The following is an 18,527-nucleotide window of genomic DNA, read 5'->3' on the forward strand; positions in this document are numbered from 1 at the left end:
CATAAGTGACCCCGGGTTGCATCCCGGCGTATGGTTGAAGGACCGGCCGCCTCTCGAAACGGACCTGTGTCATGGCACGAATAATCATCATGGGCCCTCCTGGTTGCGGCAAGGGCACGCAGGCCGTTCACATCGCCAAGCATTTTGGCATCCCCACCATCTCCACGGGAGACCTTTTCCGGGCCCACGTCCGCGACAAAACCGAGCTGGGCATGGAAGCCGGTGGCTACATGGATCGCGGCGAGTTCGTGCCGGATCACGTCACCACGGACATGCTCAAACAGCGGCTGCAAGTGCCCGACGCCGCCAACGGTTTCCTCCTGGACGGCTATCCGCGGACCGTGATTCAAGTAGGAGCACTGGATGAGTTGCTCGCGGCCAGGGGCCAACCCCTGGAAGCCGTCCTCGCGCTGGATGTGCCGGACGACGAGTTGGTTGCCCGCATGCTGCTGCGCGCCCGCGAGCAAGGCCGTAGCGACGATACTGAGGACGTGATCCAGCGCCGGTTGGAGTTGTACCGGGATGAGACCCAGGCGGTACTGACGGCCTACACCCAGCGGGGGATCGTGCTCACCATTGACGGATCAGGCGAGCGGGAGAGGATCACAAGCGCCGCCATTTCCGCCGTCGAGGGAGCCTTGGCCGCTTAGCCAATCGCAGAGGCCTCCGCAGCGAGGGCGCGCAGGTAGGCTGCGAATCCTTCCGGTGCGCGGGCGCGGGTCCGCCCGGAGGTCAGGACGCGAAGAGAGTCCGTAGCAACCACACGGAAGCCTTGGTTTCGGAGTCTCTCCACCAAGGCCCGGTCCTCATGCGCCCGCAGCCTGGGAAATCCGCCGACAGTGAGGTAAGCAGAGCCACGGACGCCGAAGTTGGCACCATAAATGTGGGGGTGGTCCTCGCGGAACGGGTGGAGTTCCAGCCACCGCGCCAGCACCGCCGGATCCACATCGTTGGGGTCGGGCTCAACGGAGCCCAGGATGGCGTCCGCTCCGAGGTCGGCGAGTTCAACCTGGCGCGTCAGCCAGTTCTCCGGAACCGTGGAATCGGCGTCGGTGTTGGCAAACCAGATGCGGGCGGCGTCGAGGGGGTGCCGGGAAGCAAATGCGGACCGGATGCCAAAACCGCGGCTGGCACCGGCGTTCCGCAACGACACGGTCAAGGAGCTGAACCTGGAATCGGCGTTCACGTAGGCGGCGGTGATCTCCGCAGAGCGGTCGGTGCAGCTATCCAGCACCACGGCGATGCTGGCCTGGACCTCCGGATATTTCCTGTGCAGCACGTCAGCGGCCGTGCGGAGTGCTGCCAGTGCGTTGCCGATGTGGTGGTCTTCATTATGGGCGGGCATCACTACTGCCACATGGCGGATGCGCGCTGCCGGGTCCGTCATGTGGCCCCGCCTGGAGCGACAAGGACCTCCAAAATGAAGTCCTTCTCCCGGTATAGCCCATGTGTGGGCCACTGCAATTGGGTGCGGGCCAGCGCATGCACCGCTTCTGCATCAAGCTGCCAGCCCGAGATCGGGTGCCGCCAGTGGCAGAGGAGCAATGTTCCGCCGGGCCGGGTGGACGCTTGGATTCTTGCCAGGAGTTCGTTGAGTTCGTCCGGCGAAAGGTAGTAGCCCGTCTCGGACAGCACCACGAGGTCGAAGGTACCCTCGGGCCACTCATGCGGGATGGTGAGGTGACGGACTGTGGCGGAAGCGTAGCCCGAGAGGCGCTTTGCGGCCTCCCGGAGGGCGGTGCTGCTGGCATCCACACCGAGGAATGCCCGGCAGCGCTTGGCGAGTTCCTCGCTCAGCGTGCCAATGGAACACCCCAGCTCCAGCCCCGACTCGTAGGATTCCCGGGGGAGGGCCGCCAAAGTCAGGGCCCTTTTGCGGCGTTCATACCAACTGGTGGTGTAGCTCCAGGGGTCATCTTCCTTGGAATGGATCTCGTCGAAAATCCGCTCCGCATCCTTGGCGCTGTTGTTGCCCGTCGTCGAGGGGTGCCAGGCGAAGGTTTCCCATGGCCTTTCGAAGTGCTTCAGGAAGGTGCTCGAAAGCAGGGTCTCATCCCCGGGCTCCTGGGACAGGGGTTCCGTTTGCGAGGCGTGGGCGATCATGGCTTTCGCTTTCGCTTCCTGCTCCGCCGCAGTGAGTGGAACCCGCACCCAGTTCCGCCAGGTTTCATCGTCCGGCCGGGCCCACAACCAGTACCAGATGGGGTATTCCAACAAGGTGTAGCCACCCGCGGCCGCGACCTCCGCGGCCGTGGAGCCGAGGGCATCGTGGTCCGTGTGTCCGTCCGCGCGGTAGGGAGCCACGATTGCCACGTTCCCGGCCGGTCTTTCTGAGCCGGCAATGACCTCGCGAACGGCCTCCGCGATCCTCTCCACGTTCGCTGCGAGCTTGCCATCGGGCAGCTCCAGGAACCGCCATGTCGCGCTGGGAGCCAGCCCGGACACAGCCGCGTCAAACTCTGCGAGCCTGACAGCGGCAAGCTGATCCGGCGTCGTCGTTGGTGATTCCGGGTGGGACGCCTCCCCGGCCGTGCAGAGCAGGACCTTGACGTCCGCGCCGGCATCGTGAAGTTTGGCGAGGAAACCGCCGGCACCGAGGGTTTCATCATCCGGATGGGCTGCCAGCACCACGAACGTCATGGCTGCCAGTTCGTCGGTGCTCAGCGGCAATTCGGGCAGGGCGGCGACGCCGATGCGCGCCCAGTCGGCCTCGGCCGTGCCGGCATCCGCGTGCGTAAAGGTCACCAACTGCGGTCCCCCTTCAATGTCAGGGCGCCCAGCTGCGCGTCGTCCCGCATGGCGTGATGCTGCCGGATATACAGGGACAGGTCCGCCATGCGCTTTCCGTAGGTCTCGTTGAACGCGAGCGGGCCGGGACCCAGGTTCTGCGTCACCAGGGTTTGGACGCGTTCGACGGCGGCGGCTACCGTTCCGCGGACGCGCAGGGCGTCGCTCCACGCGGTAGAGTCGTCGGCTCCTGCGTCGTCGGAGGCTTCCAGTTCGCCGCCGTCGATCCGTTCCGCAGATTGGGCGAGGTAGCCGGTGGCTGTGCTGATAATGCGGTCGATTTCTCCCATAGAGGCCAAGGCGATTTGGTCGGGTTCGCGGCTGGTTTCGGCGGCCTTGCTCAGTGCGGTTGCGTAGTCCCGGGCCAAGGCGATGGCTCCGCCCAGCCAGCACGCGGCCACGCCCATGCCGCCCCACGCGAAGCCGGGCCGCTTGAAGTACCAGCCCTCGCCGCCCACGGGGGTGGCAGGGACATTGTCGAAGTGGACCGTGCCACTGGGGATTTCCTCCAGACCGCGGCTGGTCCAAGCCGGCGTCTCTGCTGTCACGCAGGGGTCTTTCAGGTTTACGGCGAAGGCGGCCCGCCCGCCGGTGTCCGAAAGGTGAGCGGTGATCACGGCGCCGTCCAGCTGCTGCGCCAGGGAACACCACGGTTTCGAACCGTTGAGGACATAGCTGCCGTTTGCGGTGCGCTTGGCTTCAAGCTTCATGCCCAGGCCCTCGGCAGCGAAGACTCCCCATGCTCCCGTACCTTCGATTTGAGTGCCGGACTGGGACAGGATCGCAAGCGCGTCCAGATGGGGTTCAAGTACTCGCCCTGCGGCAACATCCACGGCGGTCACTGAGGCGAGCAGTTCCCAGAGCTTGGCCGTGTTGCCCTCGCCCGGCATGGGGGCCGTTTGACCGATTTCCTCGGCAATGGCGAGGAGGGCCGGGACATCGCCCACGGCGGCCTGGATCTTTTCCATGGCTGGCTCCAAGGCCTGGAGCTGTACAGGGACCGAGCTGATGCGTACGGGCTGGGGGTCGGGTGCGCTCATGGAGCAAGCCTATTCTAAGGAGCCTTAGTTTAGCTGCGGGCGGAAAAGACAACGACGGCGGGGGGTTCCCGCCGTCGTCGACACTCGCGAGATCCAGGACGCATTGTGTCCCTCGAGTACTCAAAGGCCAACGGCCCCCAACGAGCCCACCCCCGGCAAAAGTTCCCCCGAGTCGCTACATGAAGCCGCCTGTTCACAACTTTTGTCATACGTGTCACATCTTGTTGTCACCGCCCGTGACAAGTTCCGTAGCTTGGAGAGGTAAGCACATCCGAGCCAGGAGAACCCGATGCCACAGTCCAATGAATCCGCCACCATCCCCACCGACTCCCACAGCCCGCCGGGCCATGGAACCAAGAAGCCCAGCTTCCTCAGCAACCTCGGTGCCGATCTGCCCGCGTCACTGGTGGTGTTCCTCGTAGCCCTCCCGCTGTCCCTGGGCATCGCCGCCGCTTCCGGAGCGCCCATCCTGGCGGGCCTCATCGCCGCCGCCGTGGGCGGCATCGTGGCCGGTAGCCTGGGTGGTTCCCCCTTGCAGGTGAGCGGCCCGGCCGCCGGGCTGACCGTCGTCGTCGCCGGTTTGGTAGCCGAGTTCGGCTGGCAGGTGACCTGCGCGATTACGGTCGGCGCCGGCGTCGTGCAGCTGCTCATGGGTGTCAGCCGCATTGGCCGGGCCGCGCTGGCGGTGTCGCCGGTGGTGGTCAAGGCGATGCTCGCGGGCATTGGAATCACCATTATTCTGCAGCAACTCCATGTGCTGCTCGGGGGGCAGGCTGCGGGCTCCGCGGTCGAGAACCTCGCTGCGCTTCCTGCCGCCGTCACCAACGTTGAGCTGCATTCGGCACTGCTGGGGTTGGCCGTCGTCGCGATCCTTCTGACCTGGAAGTTCCTCCCCGCAGCGGTGCGCAAAGTGCCGGGGCCCCTGGCCGCCGTCGTTGCCGTGACTGCGCTGTCCGTTGCGGTGGCGCCGGGCGTGGAGCGGATCAGCTTCAGTGGTTCCATCTTCGACGCCGTCGCGCTGCCCAGCCTGCCCGACGGCAACTGGCGCGCCGCAGTCATGGCCGTCATCACCGTGGCCCTTATCGCCAGCATCGAGTCGCTGCTGTCCGCCGTTGCCGTGGACAAGATGCATGGCGGTATCCGCACCAACCTCAACCGCGAACTCGTGGGCCAGGGCTCCGCGAACATGGTGTCCGGCATGCTCGGTGGCCTGCCGGTCACCGGGGTCATCGTCCGCAGCGCCACCAATGTTGAAGCCGGCGCGAAAAGCAGGACGTCCGCCATCCTGCACGGCGTGTGGGTCCTGGTGTTCTCCGCACTGTTCGCCGGCCTCATCCAGTTGATCCCGCTGTCCGTGCTGGCCGGTTTGCTGTTGGTGATCGGCGCCAAGCTCATCAAAGTGGCCGATATCCGCACCAGTCTTCGCACCGGAGACCTCCTGGTCTACGCCGTCACGCTCCTGTGCGTCGTGGCCCTCAACCTCCTGGAGGGCGTCATCATCGGGCTGGCCTTGGCCGCTCTCTGCGTGCTGTGGCGGGTGCTCCGCGCCCAGATCCAGGCGCACGGCCCCGCCGGAAGCGGGCTGGCCTGGCGCGTGACCATCGCCGGCTCGTGCAGCTTCTTCGCGCTGCCCCGGCTCAACCGCGTCCTCCATTCCGTGCCCGAAGGCCAGGACGCCGTAGTGGAGCTCAACGCCGACTACCTCGACCACGCCTTCCGCGAAGCCCTGGTGGCGTGGGAGAAGCAGCAGCGGAACAGCGGCGCAACCGTGGTGGTGGAAGAACACGGCACCACCGCTTTCAGTGACGCCGAGGACAACACGCCTCAGCGCCAGGAACCGCGCGAGTTTCCGCTGCCGCCGCGCACGACGTGGCAGCCCGCCGAGGCGGCAAACCACGACGACGGCGACCCGCACCCGCCGCTGCGGTCGATCCTCCTGGGCATCGACAAGTACCATCGCCGCCACGCGGACAAGGTCCGGCCGCTGGTCCAGGACCTCACCGAGGGACAAAATCCGGACACGTTGTTTGTTGCTTGCGTCGATTCGCGGGTGAACCCGAACCTGATCACCAGCAGTGGTCCCGGTGACCTCCTGACCCTCAGGAACATCGGCAACGTGGTCTGCAGCGATGACCACGACGCCTCGATTGACTCAACTCTGGCTTTTGCCGTGAAGGCCTTGTCAGTGGATTCCATCGTGGTTTGCGGTCACTCCAATTGCGGAGCCATGAAGGCAGTGATCGCCGACGCGGAGGGGTCAGCTCCCGAGCTCGGCCGCGGCTTCGACAGCTGGCTCGAGCACGCAAGGCCCAGCTACCAGGCGCTGCTCGCAGGACATCCCGTAGCCCGCGCCGCCGAAGCTGAGGGTTTCAGCCGCCTGGATCAACTCAGCATGGTGAACGTGGCAATCCAGTTGGGGAAGTTGTCCGAGCACCACGTCACTGGGCCAGCCTTGGCATCCGGCAAAGTGCAGGCGACGGGTCTGTTCTACGACATCTGCACGGCCCGCGTGGTCCTGGTGACTCCCGAGGGCATCGAACAACTCGATCCCAGCATGGCCGTCCGCTAGCACCGCCACTCAGGGAGTTTCGATGACGTGGCGCGGGGTACGGGACTAAGCATTGAAAGGTGCGGAATACTGGACGTAGGACCACGAATTCCGGCAGGCGAGAGCTGCCGTTCGAGGAGGTGGCGGACACAAATGAGTGCCGGGAACAACGCTTTCAGGCGGAAGCTCGAGCGTGGGGCGGAACTCCGCGCCGTACGCGGGTGGGGCGGCAATGCGCAGGAAGATGCCGAACTCGAGGCTGCGGAGGCTGAAGAACGCGAGAAGCGCCGGAAGGTTGACGACGCCGCCCGTGTTGAGTACCTGATCCGCGACGCCATGAGCCAAGGAAAATTCGACAACCTGAAGTACGCGGGCAAACCGATACCCGGGCTCGGCGAGCACTACGATCCCGACTGGTGGGTCAAAGGGCTGATCCAGCGCGAGCAGCTGAGCGGGATAGGCCCTCCGGCCATTCTGCTGCGGATTGAAGACGCCGAACTGGACGCAAAGCTGGACCAGCAGTACACCGAAAAGCAGGTCAGGGACATTCTGGACGACTTCAACAAGAGGGTCATCGAGGCCCGGAGGCAGTTGCAGGGTGGCCCTCCGGTAATCACCAAGCTCAGGGACGTGGACGCCGAGATCGAACGGTGGCGGGAACGGCGCGCCGCAACCGCTCCTCCTGATCCGGAACCGCAGGCGCCGGGTAACCGAACCTGGTGGCAGCGGCTCTGGAACGGCTCCGGCTGACCCAACTGGGTCGCAGATGATGCCGTTCTGAGCGCTCAAAACGGCGTTATCTGCTACTTAGTTGGGTGGGAGGCGCAAAAAAGCAGCCGACGGCGGAACCCGGGTCCCGCCGTCGGCTGCTGTTCGGTTGTGGCGCCCTTAGGCGAAGCTGTCTTCCTTTGCCTCCGGAGTGGCCGCGGCGGGCTTTCGGGTGATCAACGCCGACAGGTGTGCCTGCTGCTGGCGGAAGTGGCCGTGCGCGGTGAGGCCGAATTCGTAGGCGGACTCAGCGTGCTGGGTGAGGTCTACGCCGGTGATTTCGTGCTCGTACGGAACGCGGAAGCCGATGGTCTTGTTGATGATTCGGCCGATGACCAGGGTGCCAAGGCCGGAGAGGGCAATGGTGATCAGGACAGCCACGATTTGCGCGATGAGCTGCTGCGGACCGCCGCCGTAGAGGAGGCCGCCGCCAACCCCGTCAACAGGGAAGGCGATGAAGCCCAGGGAAAGGGTACCGATGACGCCCGCCCCGAAGTGCACACCCACCACGTCCAGCGAGTCATCGAATCCGAACTTGTACTTCAGGTCGACGAACACAGCACAGGCAGCACCGGCCACAAGTCCCAAGCCAAGAGCGGCAAGGGGGGTGATGTTGGCGCAGGACGGCGTGATGGCCACGAGGCCTGCCACGACACCGGATGCCGCACCCAGGGAAGTGGGGTGCCCGTGGCGGATCTTTTCAACCACCAGCCAGCTGAGCATGGCCGCAGCGGGGGTTACCAAGGTGTTGACCCAGATCAGGCCGGCCTGTGCGGCAGTGGTGGCCGCGCCTCCGTTGAAGCCGAACCAGCCAAACCACAGGATTGCTGCGCCGATCATGATGAACGGGACATTGTGCGGGCGGTGGTTGGGGTCCTTGGCGAATCCATGACGCTTTCCCACGATCAATGCGAGGACGAAAGCGGCAGTACCCGAGCTGACCTCCACCACTGCGCCACCTGCAAAGTCGATCACCTGGCCGAACACTTCAGTCACGGCACCGCCGGCGCTCATGAGGCCGCCGCCCCACACCATGTAAGCCAAGGGGCAGTAGACCACGGTTACCCAGATGGGGACGAACAACGCCCAGGCGCCGAACTTGGCGCGGTCGGCGATTGCGCCGCTGATGAGGGCCACGGTGATGATGGCGAACGTGGCTGCGAAGGTGGCCTTGATCAGATCTGGCGAGCCCATGAGGTCCTGCAGGCCGAAGTGCGCGAAGGGGTTACCGAACAGTCCCAGGAAACCATCGCCCGTCGTCATCGAATAGCCCCACAGGACCCACACCACGCCCACGATTCCTGCGGAGATGAAGCTCATCATGATCATGTTCAGTGCTGCCTTGGCGCGGGTCATGCCGCCGTAGAACAGGCCGAGGCCAGGGGTCATGAAGAGCACCATTGCCGCCGACAACATCATCCAGACGTTCTGCGCAGAGATCTCCACCTGCGTTCCCTTCTTATCAAGCCTGTCCGAAACGGGCCCGAATTAATCCGGCCCTCACTAGCCCCCCGATCAATATTCGGTGAGCTATGTTTCCGACTCAGAAGAGCTAAGTTGCAGGGAAGTTACAGAAATCTCCCGTTCGTGAAGATCACGTCACTGGCATGTTTCGGCAATGTTAACGGCGCTTCTCCCGAGGACCAGCCGGGTAGCCTCCGCGCCTGCTGGCGATGATGATTACCAGCGAGACCGCCGTGGGCAGGGCAGCGGCCAAGGGCACCAACTGCGCCCCCAGAGTGGTGAGGGCGAAGGCACCATAAACTGCTCCCACCGCGATGCCCAACTGGATCGTCACCACGGTGAGGCCGTTGGCGGCGTCCTTGTGTTCACCTCCGGCCCGCAGAATGGCCGCCTGGTTGTAGATGCCCACCGCACCGAACGCGATTCCCCAGAGAGTCATCAGGGCGAAAGCCCCCACCCAGGTGCCGCCAAGCGCCGGCAGCAGGGCAAACGTCAGGGTCAAGAGTCCGACGGCGGCAATCACCGATGTGCGCGGGCGGGCGTCGGCGGTCATCCCGGCAATCCAGATGCCCACCAGGCTGGCAACACCCACCACCGAAAGGGAAAGGCTGGTGGCCGACTCCGGAAGCCCGGATGCCAGCAGGAACGGGGCCACATAAGTGAACAGCGTGAAGTGGGCCAGGAGGAGCAGCGGCCACGCAATGGCCACAGCGATCACTCCGGGCAGTTTCATTGCTGCGCGTAAGGACGGTGTCCTTTGGCTGGCTTGCTCGTGAGCGCCGGGAAGAAGCCAAAAAGCCAAAACGGCCAGGAGCGCACCTGCTCCGGCGAGCACCAGGAATGAAGTCCGCCAGCTCATGAGCGATCCCATCAGTGTGCCGATGGGCGCTCCTACGGCCAGCGCGATGCTGTTGCCGCTGAATACAACGGCCATGGCTTTGCCTACGGAGTGCGCCGGCACGATCCTTGCCACATACGGCGCCATGCTCGACCACAGCATGCCGTGCGCGATGCCGCCCAGGAGCCGTGCGCCGATGGCCCAACCCAGGCCCGGGCTCAACGCCAGCAGGACATTGCTGAGGGCAAAGGCCAGCACCGTAGCGATCAGCAAGGTCTTCCGGGGAACCCGCCCGGCCAGAAACCTCGAGAGGGGCAGGGCCGTGAAGACGATGATGGCCGCATACACGGCGGTCAGAGAACCAACCGCCGACTCGTCCACTCCGAGGTCCCGGCTGATCTGGGGAAGCAGGCCGGAGGGAAGGAGCTCCGTGGTCACAGCCGTGAAGCCTGCTGCAGCCAGCACCAACAGGCCGCCCCACGGAATTTTCTTTGGGGCGTGCACCTTGGCTGTTTCCTGCGACTGTGCCTGTTGGGTTTCCTTGGATTCGACCACGGCAGGGTCCTGCTTCAAGAATGGCTCCTTTGGGATGTGTCACGTGTGGGGACGTTAGCGTGAACAATTTCAACGCTACGCAATTTCTTCCCACGGAGGGAGTGTCTGTCAGACCCACCCATCCACTTGGAATCTGAAGGCGTCCTCCCTCAGACTGGCCCTGTGAAACCGTTCCTTTTGCTGGCCACCCGCGCCGAAGACGCTGCCGCTGACGACGAGTACCAGGCCTACTTGCGGTATTGCGGTTTGGAACCTGAAGAGCTGATCCGCTTCCGGCTTGAATCTGAACCGTTGCCGCCACTGGAACTATCCGACTACTCCGGAGTCATTGTCGGCGGCAGCCCTTACACGTCCAGCGATCCTGTGGAGGAGAAGAGCGCCGAGCAGATCCGGGTGGAGGCCGAGCTCTCAGCATTGCTGGACCGGATCGTGGCTGAGGACTTCCCGTTCCTTGGCGCCTGCTATGGCGTTGGCACCCTGGGCGTGCACCAGGGGGCCGTCATCGACCGGCGCTTCGGCGAACCAGTGGGTTCCACCCGGATCACGCTCACCGCGGAAGGGGAGCGCGATCCGCTGCTGCAAGGCCTCCCGCCTACGTTCGAGGCATTCGTGGGGCATAAGGAAGCCTGCAGCGAACTTCCCCCGAACGCAGTATTGCTTGCCAGTTCCGAAGCCTGCCCCGTCCACATGTTCCGCATCAAGAACAACCTTTATGCAACCCAGTTCCACCCGGAGCTTGACGCCGACGGCCTGGTCACACGCATCAATATCTACAAGGACGCCGGGTACTTCCCACCCTACGAGGCCGATGAACTCATTGCCGCTGCCCGGAGCTCGTCCGTTACGGAGCCCATGCGCGTGCTCAGGAACTTCACCAAGCTATACGCCCGCTAGTTGTGGGGGCCTACCGTGGTGCCGCAGGGCTGGTGCTGGGCTGTGATGCCGGTGGGGGAGGCGGCGCTGGGAAGGGACCACTCGGGTAGAGGGCCGTGGCCTCCATCATGTAATTCGCCCACTGTGGACCGGCGATCATGTAACCGTCCAATGACTTGTAGAACTTGCCATTGATGGTGACGCCTTGACCCGCGCGCTGTTGTCCCGCCGTCGTGTCCCCGAAGAAGGACGCCGTGGCGAGCGTCGTGGTGAAACCGGCCACCCACGTGGCTCCGTTGTTGTTGGACGTGCCTGTTTTGGCCGCTACAGGGACCTTGCTCTGGACTTTGGGTTCGATGTAGACGCCGGAACCCAGCTTGAGGACATCCTGCAGCACGGCATTCACGCCCCGCGCCACAGCCGGTTTTACGGCGTCGCGGCATTCCGGCGTCTGGGCTTCGTATTGCCTGCCTTGGGAGTCGCTGATTTCCGTGATGGCGATCGGCTTGCAGTAAGTGCCGTCGTTGGCGAACGTGGCGTAGGCGCTCGCCAACACAAGCGGTGCGACGCCGATCGAGCCCAGGAGATTGCCGATCTGGTGCATGTTGATCGGTGCATTGTCCAAGCCACTGTGCAGGCCTACGGTGTCCACCATCCGCTGGATTCCGCAGAAGTCCAGCTGCGCCGCTGTTGCGAAGGTTGCCGTGTTGATGGAGTTGTACAAGCCGTAGTTGATGGGCATGGGACGGTAGTAGCCGGGGTCGTTGTTCTGCAGATCGTCATCCGCGCCAAGGTTCTGGGCCTTCTGCGCCGTGCTGTAGCCGCCCAACACCTTGCCGCAACTTGAACGCCACGGGAAGCCCACCGGGTAAACCCGCCGGGAAGCATCCACTACGGCAGTGGGGTTCTTGCCCTCATTGAGCCACTCCGCATATATAAAGGGCTTCATGGTGGAACCGGGCTGGAAACCTCCGGCGCCGTTCAGGTCATAGCCGTTCTCGTCCTTGGCGTCCACGTTGAAATTCAGCTGTGTATCGAACTTGCCGTCTTGAGGAACGAAGACAGTGTTTTGGGCCATGGCAAGGATCTTGCCTGTGCCAGGCTGCACAGTGGTCATGGCCGCGCCCCATTTGTCCGGATTATCTCCGGCCGATGCGTCCACTTGCTGCTGGGCGACTACCTGGAGCCTGCTGTCCAGTGTGGTGGTGATGGTGAGGCCGCCACGGTAAAGGAGCCGTTCCCGATCCTGGACAGTTGGGCCGTACGCCTCGTTATTGAGGATGAGGTGCGAGACATAATCACAGAAGTAGGTAGCGATCGGAGCCCCGGCACACCCTTGGAGGGACGGGGTGATTTTGAGTTCCACCGGGGTTGCGACGGCTACGCCGTGGTCCACCGCGGTGATTTTTCCCTGTTCCAGCATGCGGTCCAGCACCAGGTTCCGCCGGGCCAACGCAGCAGCGGGGTCAACCGTGGGGTCGTAGATGCTGGGTCCGTTCACCAGGCCGGCCAACAGTGCAGCCTGGGGCAATGTCAGGTCCGCAGCGGAAGTGCTGAAGAAGTAACGGGAGGCGGCTTCGATGCCGTAGGCGTTCCGGTTGAAGAACACGATGTTCAGGTAGCCCTCCAGGATCTGCTCTTTGCTGAAGCGCTTCTCCAGTTCCAAGGCAAGCTTGATTTCCCGCAGTTTGTCTCCCACGGTCTTCTCGCCGCTGAGCACTACGTCCTCGGGGCGGCCTTGTGAGAGCCGCGATTCGTTGAGGACGTTGGTGACGTACTGCTGCGTCAGGGTGGAGGCTCCTTGCTTGGTTCCCTTGGTCAGGTTGGACGTCAGAGCACGCATGATGCCATGAGCATCCACACCAGCATGCTCGTAGAAACGGCTGTCTTCGATTGCCACGATTGCTTCACGGATGAACGGCGACATGTCCTCCAGGGGAACCTTTACCCTGTTTTCCGCGTAAAACGTGGCGATGAGCTGCCCGTCGGCAGTGACCACCTTGCTGGAAAGGGACGGAGAATCGACGTCGAGCTGGCTGGGCAGGCTTTCGTAGAACCCTATGGAACCACCCACCGTGGCGCTGGTGAAGGCGACCACCGGGACCACGAAGCCGGAGATCAACACCCCGCACATCAGGCTCACGAAGAAGAACCCGAAGATCCGCAGCAGGACCTTGCCCAGACCCAGCGACCGTCTGTTGTTCCGTGCCATTTTCGTGCCAATCCGTAGGGATGCCAGGCTGAAAAGTAGCTACAGAATACGTCCGGATCGTCGGTTCTTCCATGGGTCAGGTACCCAATAAAGGTCCCAAATCGGACTCAATCCAGCGGCAGCGTCACCCTCACACTGGTGCCCCGCCCAACGGCGGAGTCGATGTCCACTGTCCCGCCGGCGTCGTGCACTGCGATGGACATCAGAAGCAGGCCGAAACCGTGCCGTCGGCCACTGGGGGCAGCATGGATCTCGAAGCCGGCGCCGTCGTCCGTGATGGTGAGTTGGATGCCGTGGTAAACGGCGTTGAGCCGGATGGTGAGTTCGCTGGCGTTCGCGTAGTTCAGGGTGTTGCTGAAGGCTTCCTGCGCCACGTGGTAGAGGAGGCCCGCCGCGGAGGACGAGATCTCGATGCCGTGGTGGGGAGTGTGCCAATGGACCGTGACACCGGCGCGGCGGAGCGGTGCGGCGAGACGGTCAATGCATCCTGCCACACCCAGCGCATAGAAATCCACGGGGTGCTGGTCCTGGATGATGCCCTTTACGGCCACCACCTCGTCGACGGCTGCTGACTGTTCCATTGGTTCCCCCACATCGTCGTGTTCCATACCGGAAATTCGTTGTCGGAAGGCCTCGGTATTGGTCTTCCGCCTGATTCCAGCGTGGCGCCGTTGTATCAAGGAACCTTTTCGATTGGCTCAAGTTCGCATCAAGTTTGCGTGGCAGGGGCCGATGCTTCCATGGCTGCCTGTTCGATGCGCTGGCGGTGCCCGGAAAGCTCTTCGGGCGTCCTCCGGGGGATGTTGGGATCGTCGGGCCGCTGGCCTGCCTGGCCGTCAATGAGTTCCCGAATGATGTCCGCATGGCCAGCGTGGCGGGCAGTTTCGACGCACATGTGAACCAGGATCTGGTGCAAGGTGACGTTCTTCTTTTCGTCGGACCACCAAGGAACCACGCCGGGCGCGTCGAGGGGCAAGGCCTCGATGGTTTCGTCGCTGTGCTTGGCGGAGAAGTGGTGTAGATCGATGATGTCCTGCATGCTCTCATCAGCCGGGACCCACATGTCCGCGTCAGGCTCGGCGTCATCCGCGTACCAAGGGAGTTCCCGTCCGTTGGGCCGCCCGAAAGTTTCGCCGAAATACCCCAGCTCAACACTGGCCACATGTTTCACCAGGCCAAGAAGGTTGGTTCCCGTGGGGGTCATTGGCCGGCGGGCGTCGTATTCGGTGAGGCCTTCCACTTTGCCGAGCAAGTCCTGCCGGCGGGTCCGGAGATAGTTGAGCAACGTCGCTTTGTCATCCATGGGAGCACTCTACCGAAGGGCTCCGGGGCGGACGCTAGACTCTCTGGCATGGGGGATAACAACACATTTGGGGAACACAACACACCGCAGCCTGGACGGAAAGTGACTGCCGTCGTCGTGCCTTTGCTGGGGCTGCTCGCGGTGATCGTCGGGCTGATCGTGGCGTGGAGCAACCAAAGCACGGACTTTGGCTTCGTCGCCTATGCGCCGCTGAGCGACGTACTCTTCCTGGGCAACGGTGTGACCATGGTCAGCCAAGGGACGCAGCTCGGGCTTACGGTGACTGTCATAGGCCTGCTGATCCTCGCGTTCCGGGCGGGGCTAGCTGTGGGCCGGCGAAACCGCTGAATCCGCCGGACCCGCCATAAAACGACGAAATCGCCGGATAGCTCCAGCGAACTGGAGCCATCCGGCGATCCCGGCGAGCGGTGAGACTAGGTGAGCTTCACCTGGCGGTTCATGTCCTTGTACAGCAGGTACCGGAACTCGCCCGGACCACCGGCGTAGCAAGCCTGCGGGCAGAACGCGCGCAGCCACATGAAGTCGCCGGCCTCCACTTCAACCCAGTCATTGTTGAGCAAGTACATGGCCTTGCCCTCAAGCACGTACAAGCCGTGCTCCATGACGTGGGTCTCCGGGAAGGGGATCACGCCGCCGGGCTGGAACGTGACGATGTTGACCTGCATGTCGTGCGCCAGGTCGCTGGAATCCGTGAAGCGGGTGGTCTTCCAGACGTCGTTGGTGTCCGGCATGGAGGTGGGCTCCACGTCCTTCTCGTTGGTGACGAATGACTTCGCCTCAAAACCCTCAAGGCGTTCGTAGGCCTTGCGGATCCAGTGGAAGGACACGATGTCGTCGGAGACGTTCTCCAGGCCCCACTCCGCGCCGGCCGCGAGGTAGGCATAGCCGCCCTCCTCGAGGTGGTGCAGTTCGCCGTCGAGGGTCAGGTTGACCTGTCCCTTGGTCACGAAAATGACGCCTTCCACACCGGACTCGAACTCGGCTTTCGGTGCGCCGCCACCCGGGCCGATCTCCACAATGAGCTGGGAGAACGTGGTGGCGAAGCCGGAGATCGGCCGCGCGATGATCCAGGAGCGGGTGTTGGAGAACCCCGGCAGGTTGCTGGTGACGATGTCCGTCATCACGCCCTTGGGGATTACCGTGTAGGCCTCGGTGACGATGGCCCGTTCGGTGGTCAGGTGGGTCTGCGGCGGCAGGCCACCTTGCGGGTAGTAGTACTTGCCCATGGGGGATGCTCCTATCAGTGGGAAGTCGGTTGTGCGAGCCGCGGGTGCGCCAGTGCGGTCAGCTGTGAAAGTTCGACGCCGGCAAGCGCCTTGACCTCGTCGGTCCCCACTGCGCCGCACTGGACGCCGCGGAGCACGAAGCCGGCCAGGGCGCGGGCGGTGGCGGGCTCATCCATGACGCCGCCTTCGGTGCGTTCGACATAGTTGCGCAGGCGCAGCGCCGCGGCGGGGAGGCCTTCGCGGTAGAAAGCGTACGACGCCGAGAAGCGGCTGGGCAGCTGGGCGGCGTGGAGGTCCCAGCCCTGGTAGTAGCCGTTTTCCAGGGAACGGCGGACCAGGCGTCCGTGCAGCTTCCAGGCGTCTTCCACGGCATCGCCCACGGGGATGATGTTGGTGGAGCCGTCAGAGAGGCGGATGCCCGTTCCTGCAACAGCGAGCTGCATGACTTCCTTGGCGAAGTCCGCCACCGGGTGTTCCATGGACTGGTATTCAGCGGAGATGCCCAAGGAAGCACTGTAGTCGTACGTCCCGTAGTGCAGGGCGCTGATGCGGCCCGGAACAACGTGGGGGAGTTGGGCTACGGGAGAGGTTCCGTCGGCACCGAGAATGAGCTGCGGCGTTTCCACCTGTACCTCGAACCGGAGCCTCCCCGCGGGAAGCCCGTGGACTTCCTCGAGGCGCGAGACCGCGAAGTCCATGGCCTGAACCTGGGCCACTGTGGTCACTTTGGGCAGGGTGAGGATCAGTCCGGTCGGGAGTTCCCCGGCGGCAGCGAGCGTGGAGACGAACAGGTCCAAAGTACGCAGTCCGCGGGTCCGGGTGGCTGCTTCGAAGCACTTGAAGCGGATGCCGATGAACGGCGGAGCAGTCCCAGCCGCAACCGCAGCAGCAACAGCGTTGGCGGCAGCAACGGCGTCGGCGTCTTCTGCCTCATCGCCGCGGTCCCCGTAGCCGTCCTCGAAGTCCAGGCGGAGGTCCTCGATCGGTTCGGAGGAGAGTTTCGCCGCCACCCGGGAGGCAACAGCGGCAGCTAAATGAGGCTCCTGACCCAACAGCTGGCCGAGCTTTTCCAGGCCTCCGTGGGCTTCCGCCGTCGCGAGCGCCTGGGCGCCCCACTCCGCCGCAAATGACGGCGTGAAGCGGTCCGCCGGGATGTAGACGGTGTGGATGGGCTGGCGTGAGCCGTCGTCGCCGGGGTAGTTGCGGTCCAGGAGTTGGTCCGTCGCCTCAAGCTGGGACTCGATGTGAGCCAGATCAGAGGAAGAGAATGAACCCATCTCAGCCCACCAGCTCGTAAGCGGGTGTTGTGAGGAAGTCGGTGTAGTCGTCCGACAGGCAGATGTCTTCGATCAGCTTGGACGCCGGCTCGTAGTACTTGGTGAAGTTCTCGTCGCCGAATTCGATGCGCAAGCGCTCGGTTTCTTCGCCGAGGATCCGGGTGACGAGTTCGCGGGTCACCGTGTTGCCCGTGTCCGCGAGGACGGACTTGTTGCGGATCTGCTGCCACACCTGCGAGCGGGAGATTTCCGCGGTCGCGGCATCTTCCATGAGGTTGTGGATGGCAACGGCACCGCTGCCGGAGATCCAAACGCCCGTGTACGCGACGGCGACGTAGAGGTTCAGCCGCAGGCCTGCCTCTGTCACGGTGCCGCCGGCGGAGGCGACGTCGATCAGCTGCTCAGCCGTGACGTTCACCTCGGGGCGCTGCTTGTCCAACTGGTTGGGGCGGTCGCCCAGTACCGAATCGAACACTTCGCGGCACGTCGAAACGAGGTCCGGGTGCGCAACCCAGGAACCGTCGAAGCCGTCGTTCGCCTCGCGGGTCTTGTCGGCACGGACCTTGTCGAAGGCCGCAGCGGTGACGTCGGGCTGCTTGCGGTTCGGGATGACAGCAGCCATGCCACCCATGGCGAAGGCGCCGCGCTTGTGGCAGGTCTTGACCAGGAGCTCGGTGTAGGCGCGCATGAACGGTGCGGTCATGGCAACGGTGGCGCGGTCCGGGAGGACGAACTCTTCGCCGGCATCACGGAAGTACTTGATGATGCTGAACAGGTAGTCCCAGCGGCCGGCGTTCAGGCCGGATGCGTGGTCGCGCAGCTCGTAGAGGATTTCGTCCATTTCAAACGCGGCCGGGATGGTCTCGATGAGGACCGTGGCGCGGATGCTGCCCTGCGGGATGCCGAGGAAGTCCTGGGCAAAGACGAAAACGTCGTTCCAGAGGCGGGCCTCAAGGTGGCTCTCCATCTTGGGCAGGTAGTAGTAAGGGCCATGGCCGTTCAGGAGCAACTGCTTGGCGATGTGGAAGAAGTGCAAGCCAAAGTCCACCAGCGCGCCCACCGCAGGTTCGCCGTCGATGAGCAGGTGGTTCTCTTCCATGTGCCAGCCGCGCGGACGGGCAACAACAACAGCCAAAGGAGCGTCCGTGCGCAGACGGTACTCCTTGCCTTCCGGCGACGTGTAGCTCAGGGTTCCCTGGGCGGCGTCGCGGAGGTTGAGGATCGCGTCAATGACGTTGGGCCACGTGGGAGTGCTGGCGTCTTCGAGGTCCGCGAGCCACACCTTGGCACCGGAGTTGAGCGCGTTGATGGCCATCTTGGCAGGGGTTGCCGGACCGGTCATCTCAACGCGGCGGTCCTGCAGGGCCGCCGGTGCCTCCGCGACCTTCCAGTCGCCGTCGCGGATTTCCTGGGTCTCCGGGAGAAAGTCCAGGCGGCTGGTGTCCGCAACCTTCTGGCGCTTGGCTTTGCGGGCCTCCAGCAACTCGGCACGGGTGCCGGCGAAGCGCTTGTGCAGTTCCTCGATGAAGGCCAATGCCTTGGGGGTGAGGATCTCCTCGGCGCGATCGATCGGCCGGGGATCAGTGACTGTGATAGCCATTTGGCGGTGTCCTTT

General features: G+C 63.9%; 16 protein-coding genes. 5 read left to right on the top strand and 11 right to left on the bottom strand.

What is annotated here, in order from left to right; all coding sequences use genetic code 11:
- The first annotated feature begins 71 nt into the window (after positions 1 to 71).
- A complete protein-coding gene (locus AB0N72_RS18455; protein WP_363933789.1) occupies positions 72 to 650 on the top strand; it encodes an adenylate kinase in 579 nt (192 codons plus the stop codon).
- Here the strand turns inward: AB0N72_RS18455 and AB0N72_RS18460 are convergent.
- The 3 genes from AB0N72_RS18460 to AB0N72_RS18470 are packed head-to-tail and all read right to left on the bottom strand — an operon-like array spanning position 647 to position 3,827.
- Positions 647 to 1,387 (bottom strand): glycosyltransferase, encoded by a 741-nt coding sequence (locus AB0N72_RS18460; RefSeq protein WP_363933791.1) that lies wholly within the window; start codon positions 1,385 to 1,387, stop codon positions 647 to 649. The two genes, AB0N72_RS18455 and AB0N72_RS18460, sit on opposite strands and share 4 nt — an antisense overlap.
- Positions 1,384 to 2,748: a bifunctional PIG-L family deacetylase/class I SAM-dependent methyltransferase gene (locus AB0N72_RS18465; protein WP_363933793.1), complete on the bottom strand. Its 1,365-nt coding sequence runs from the start codon at positions 2,746 to 2,748 to the stop codon at positions 1,384 to 1,386. Before AB0N72_RS18465 ends, AB0N72_RS18460 begins: the two co-directional genes overlap by 4 nt.
- Positions 2,742 to 3,827, bottom strand: a complete 1,086-nt coding sequence (locus AB0N72_RS18470) for an acyl-CoA dehydrogenase family protein (RefSeq protein WP_363933795.1) — start codon at positions 3,825 to 3,827, stop codon at positions 2,742 to 2,744. The genes AB0N72_RS18465 and AB0N72_RS18470 overlap by 7 nt, the downstream gene beginning before the upstream one ends.
- Positions 3,828 to 4,116: 289 nt before the next feature.
- Between AB0N72_RS18470 and AB0N72_RS18475 the strand changes: the two genes are divergently transcribed.
- On the top strand, positions 4,117 to 6,396 hold the full coding sequence (locus AB0N72_RS18475; RefSeq protein ID WP_363933796.1) for a bifunctional SulP family inorganic anion transporter/carbonic anhydrase: 2,280 nt from the start codon (positions 4,117 to 4,119) through the stop codon (positions 6,394 to 6,396).
- Positions 6,397 to 6,528: 132 nt separating this feature from the next.
- Complete coding sequence (locus tag AB0N72_RS18480; protein ID WP_363933798.1) at positions 6,529 to 7,125, top strand: DUF1992 domain-containing protein; 597 nt, start codon at positions 6,529 to 6,531, stop codon at positions 7,123 to 7,125.
- 138 nt (positions 7,126 to 7,263) lie between these two features.
- On the opposite strand, the gene AB0N72_RS18485 is transcribed toward AB0N72_RS18480, so the two are convergent.
- Together AB0N72_RS18485 and AB0N72_RS18490 are read right to left on the bottom strand one after the other, a co-directional pair.
- Positions 7,264 to 8,589 carry an ammonium transporter gene (locus AB0N72_RS18485; RefSeq protein ID WP_363933800.1) on the bottom strand — a complete coding sequence of 442 codons (1,326 nt, stop codon included), beginning with the start codon at positions 8,587 to 8,589 and terminating at the stop codon, positions 7,264 to 7,266.
- A gap of 175 nt (positions 8,590 to 8,764) precedes the next feature.
- Complete coding sequence (locus AB0N72_RS18490; protein ID WP_363933802.1) at positions 8,765 to 10,018, bottom strand: MFS transporter; 1,254 nt, start codon at positions 10,016 to 10,018, stop codon at positions 8,765 to 8,767.
- Positions 10,019 to 10,162: 144 nt separating this feature from the next.
- Between AB0N72_RS18490 and AB0N72_RS18495 the strand changes: the two genes are divergently transcribed.
- Entirely contained in the window at positions 10,163 to 10,894 is a 732-nt protein-coding gene (locus AB0N72_RS18495) for a glutamine amidotransferase (protein WP_363933804.1), read from the top strand.
- A 10-nt stretch (positions 10,895 to 10,904) separates the two neighbouring features.
- Here AB0N72_RS18495 and AB0N72_RS18500 read toward each other — a convergent pair whose 3' ends face one another.
- The 3 genes from AB0N72_RS18500 to AB0N72_RS18510 all read right to left on the bottom strand — a co-directional run bounded on the left by AB0N72_RS18500 (position 10,905) and on the right by AB0N72_RS18510 (position 14,388).
- Complete coding sequence (locus AB0N72_RS18500) at positions 10,905 to 13,085, bottom strand: transglycosylase domain-containing protein (protein WP_363933806.1); 2,181 nt, start codon at positions 13,083 to 13,085, stop codon at positions 10,905 to 10,907.
- A gap of 107 nt (positions 13,086 to 13,192) precedes the next feature.
- Positions 13,193 to 13,666, bottom strand: coding sequence for an ATP-binding protein (locus AB0N72_RS18505; RefSeq protein ID WP_363933808.1), 474 nt, complete (start codon positions 13,664 to 13,666; stop codon positions 13,193 to 13,195).
- 128 nt (positions 13,667 to 13,794) lie between these two features.
- A complete protein-coding gene (locus AB0N72_RS18510) occupies positions 13,795 to 14,388 on the bottom strand; it encodes a DinB family protein (protein ID WP_363933810.1) in 594 nt (197 codons plus the stop codon).
- Between the two features lie 48 nt (positions 14,389 to 14,436).
- Between AB0N72_RS18510 and AB0N72_RS18515 the strand changes: the two genes are divergently transcribed.
- Entirely contained in the window at positions 14,437 to 14,736 is a 300-nt protein-coding gene (locus AB0N72_RS18515) for a hypothetical protein (RefSeq protein WP_363933812.1), read from the top strand.
- An 86-nt stretch (positions 14,737 to 14,822) separates the two neighbouring features.
- Here the strand turns inward: AB0N72_RS18515 and AB0N72_RS18520 are convergent, their stop codons facing one another.
- The 3 genes from AB0N72_RS18520 to aceB are packed head-to-tail and all read right to left on the bottom strand — an operon-like array spanning position 14,823 to position 18,512.
- Positions 14,823 to 15,635, bottom strand: coding sequence for a bifunctional allantoicase/(S)-ureidoglycine aminohydrolase (locus tag AB0N72_RS18520; RefSeq protein ID WP_363933814.1), 813 nt, complete (start codon positions 15,633 to 15,635; stop codon positions 14,823 to 14,825).
- Positions 15,636 to 15,649: 14 nt separating this feature from the next.
- Positions 15,650 to 16,912: an aldolase gene (locus AB0N72_RS18525; protein WP_363933815.1), complete on the bottom strand. Its 1,263-nt coding sequence runs from the start codon at positions 16,910 to 16,912 to the stop codon at positions 15,650 to 15,652.
- A gap of 1 nt (position 16,913) precedes the next feature.
- Positions 16,914 to 18,512: a malate synthase A gene (aceB, locus tag AB0N72_RS18530; RefSeq protein ID WP_224088898.1), complete on the bottom strand. Its 1,599-nt coding sequence runs from the start codon at positions 18,510 to 18,512 to the stop codon at positions 16,914 to 16,916.
- Between the last annotated feature and the right edge of the window lie 15 nt (positions 18,513 to 18,527).

The organism is Paenarthrobacter sp. NPDC089307 (assembly GCF_040685055.1).
Lineage (GTDB): Bacteria > Actinomycetota > Actinomycetes > Actinomycetales > Micrococcaceae > Arthrobacter.

Bases quoted from the DNA above. Each gene is read 5' to 3' on its own strand.
- AB0N72_RS18455 (WP_363933789.1), top strand. From the start codon at position 72: ATGGCACGAATAATCATCATGGGCCCTCCTGGTTGCGGCAAGGGCACG.
- AB0N72_RS18460 (WP_363933791.1), bottom strand. From the start codon at position 1,387: ATGACGGACCCGGCAGCGCGCATCCGCCATGTGGCAGTAGTGATGCCC.
- AB0N72_RS18470 (WP_363933795.1), bottom strand. From the start codon at position 3,827: ATGAGCGCACCCGACCCCCAGCCCGTACGCATCAGCTCGGTCCCTGTA.
- AB0N72_RS18475 (WP_363933796.1), top strand. From the start codon at position 4,117: ATGCCACAGTCCAATGAATCCGCCACCATCCCCACCGACTCCCACAGC.
- AB0N72_RS18480 (WP_363933798.1), top strand. From the start codon at position 6,529: ATGAGTGCCGGGAACAACGCTTTCAGGCGGAAGCTCGAGCGTGGGGCG.
- AB0N72_RS18500 (WP_363933806.1), bottom strand. From the start codon at position 13,085: ATGGCACGGAACAACAGACGGTCGCTGGGTCTGGGCAAGGTCCTGCTG.
- AB0N72_RS18505 (WP_363933808.1), bottom strand. From the start codon at position 13,666: ATGGAACAGTCAGCAGCCGTCGACGAGGTGGTGGCCGTAAAGGGCATC.
- AB0N72_RS18510 (WP_363933810.1), bottom strand. From the start codon at position 14,388: ATGGATGACAAAGCGACGTTGCTCAACTATCTCCGGACCCGCCGGCAG.
- AB0N72_RS18515 (WP_363933812.1), top strand. From the start codon at position 14,437: ATGGGGGATAACAACACATTTGGGGAACACAACACACCGCAGCCTGGA.
- AB0N72_RS18520 (WP_363933814.1), bottom strand. From the start codon at position 15,635: ATGGGCAAGTACTACTACCCGCAAGGTGGCCTGCCGCCGCAGACCCAC.
- AB0N72_RS18525 (WP_363933815.1), bottom strand. From the start codon at position 16,912: ATGGGTTCATTCTCTTCCTCTGATCTGGCTCACATCGAGTCCCAGCTT.
- aceB (WP_224088898.1), bottom strand. From the start codon at position 18,512: ATGGCTATCACAGTCACTGATCCCCGGCCGATCGATCGCGCCGAGGAG.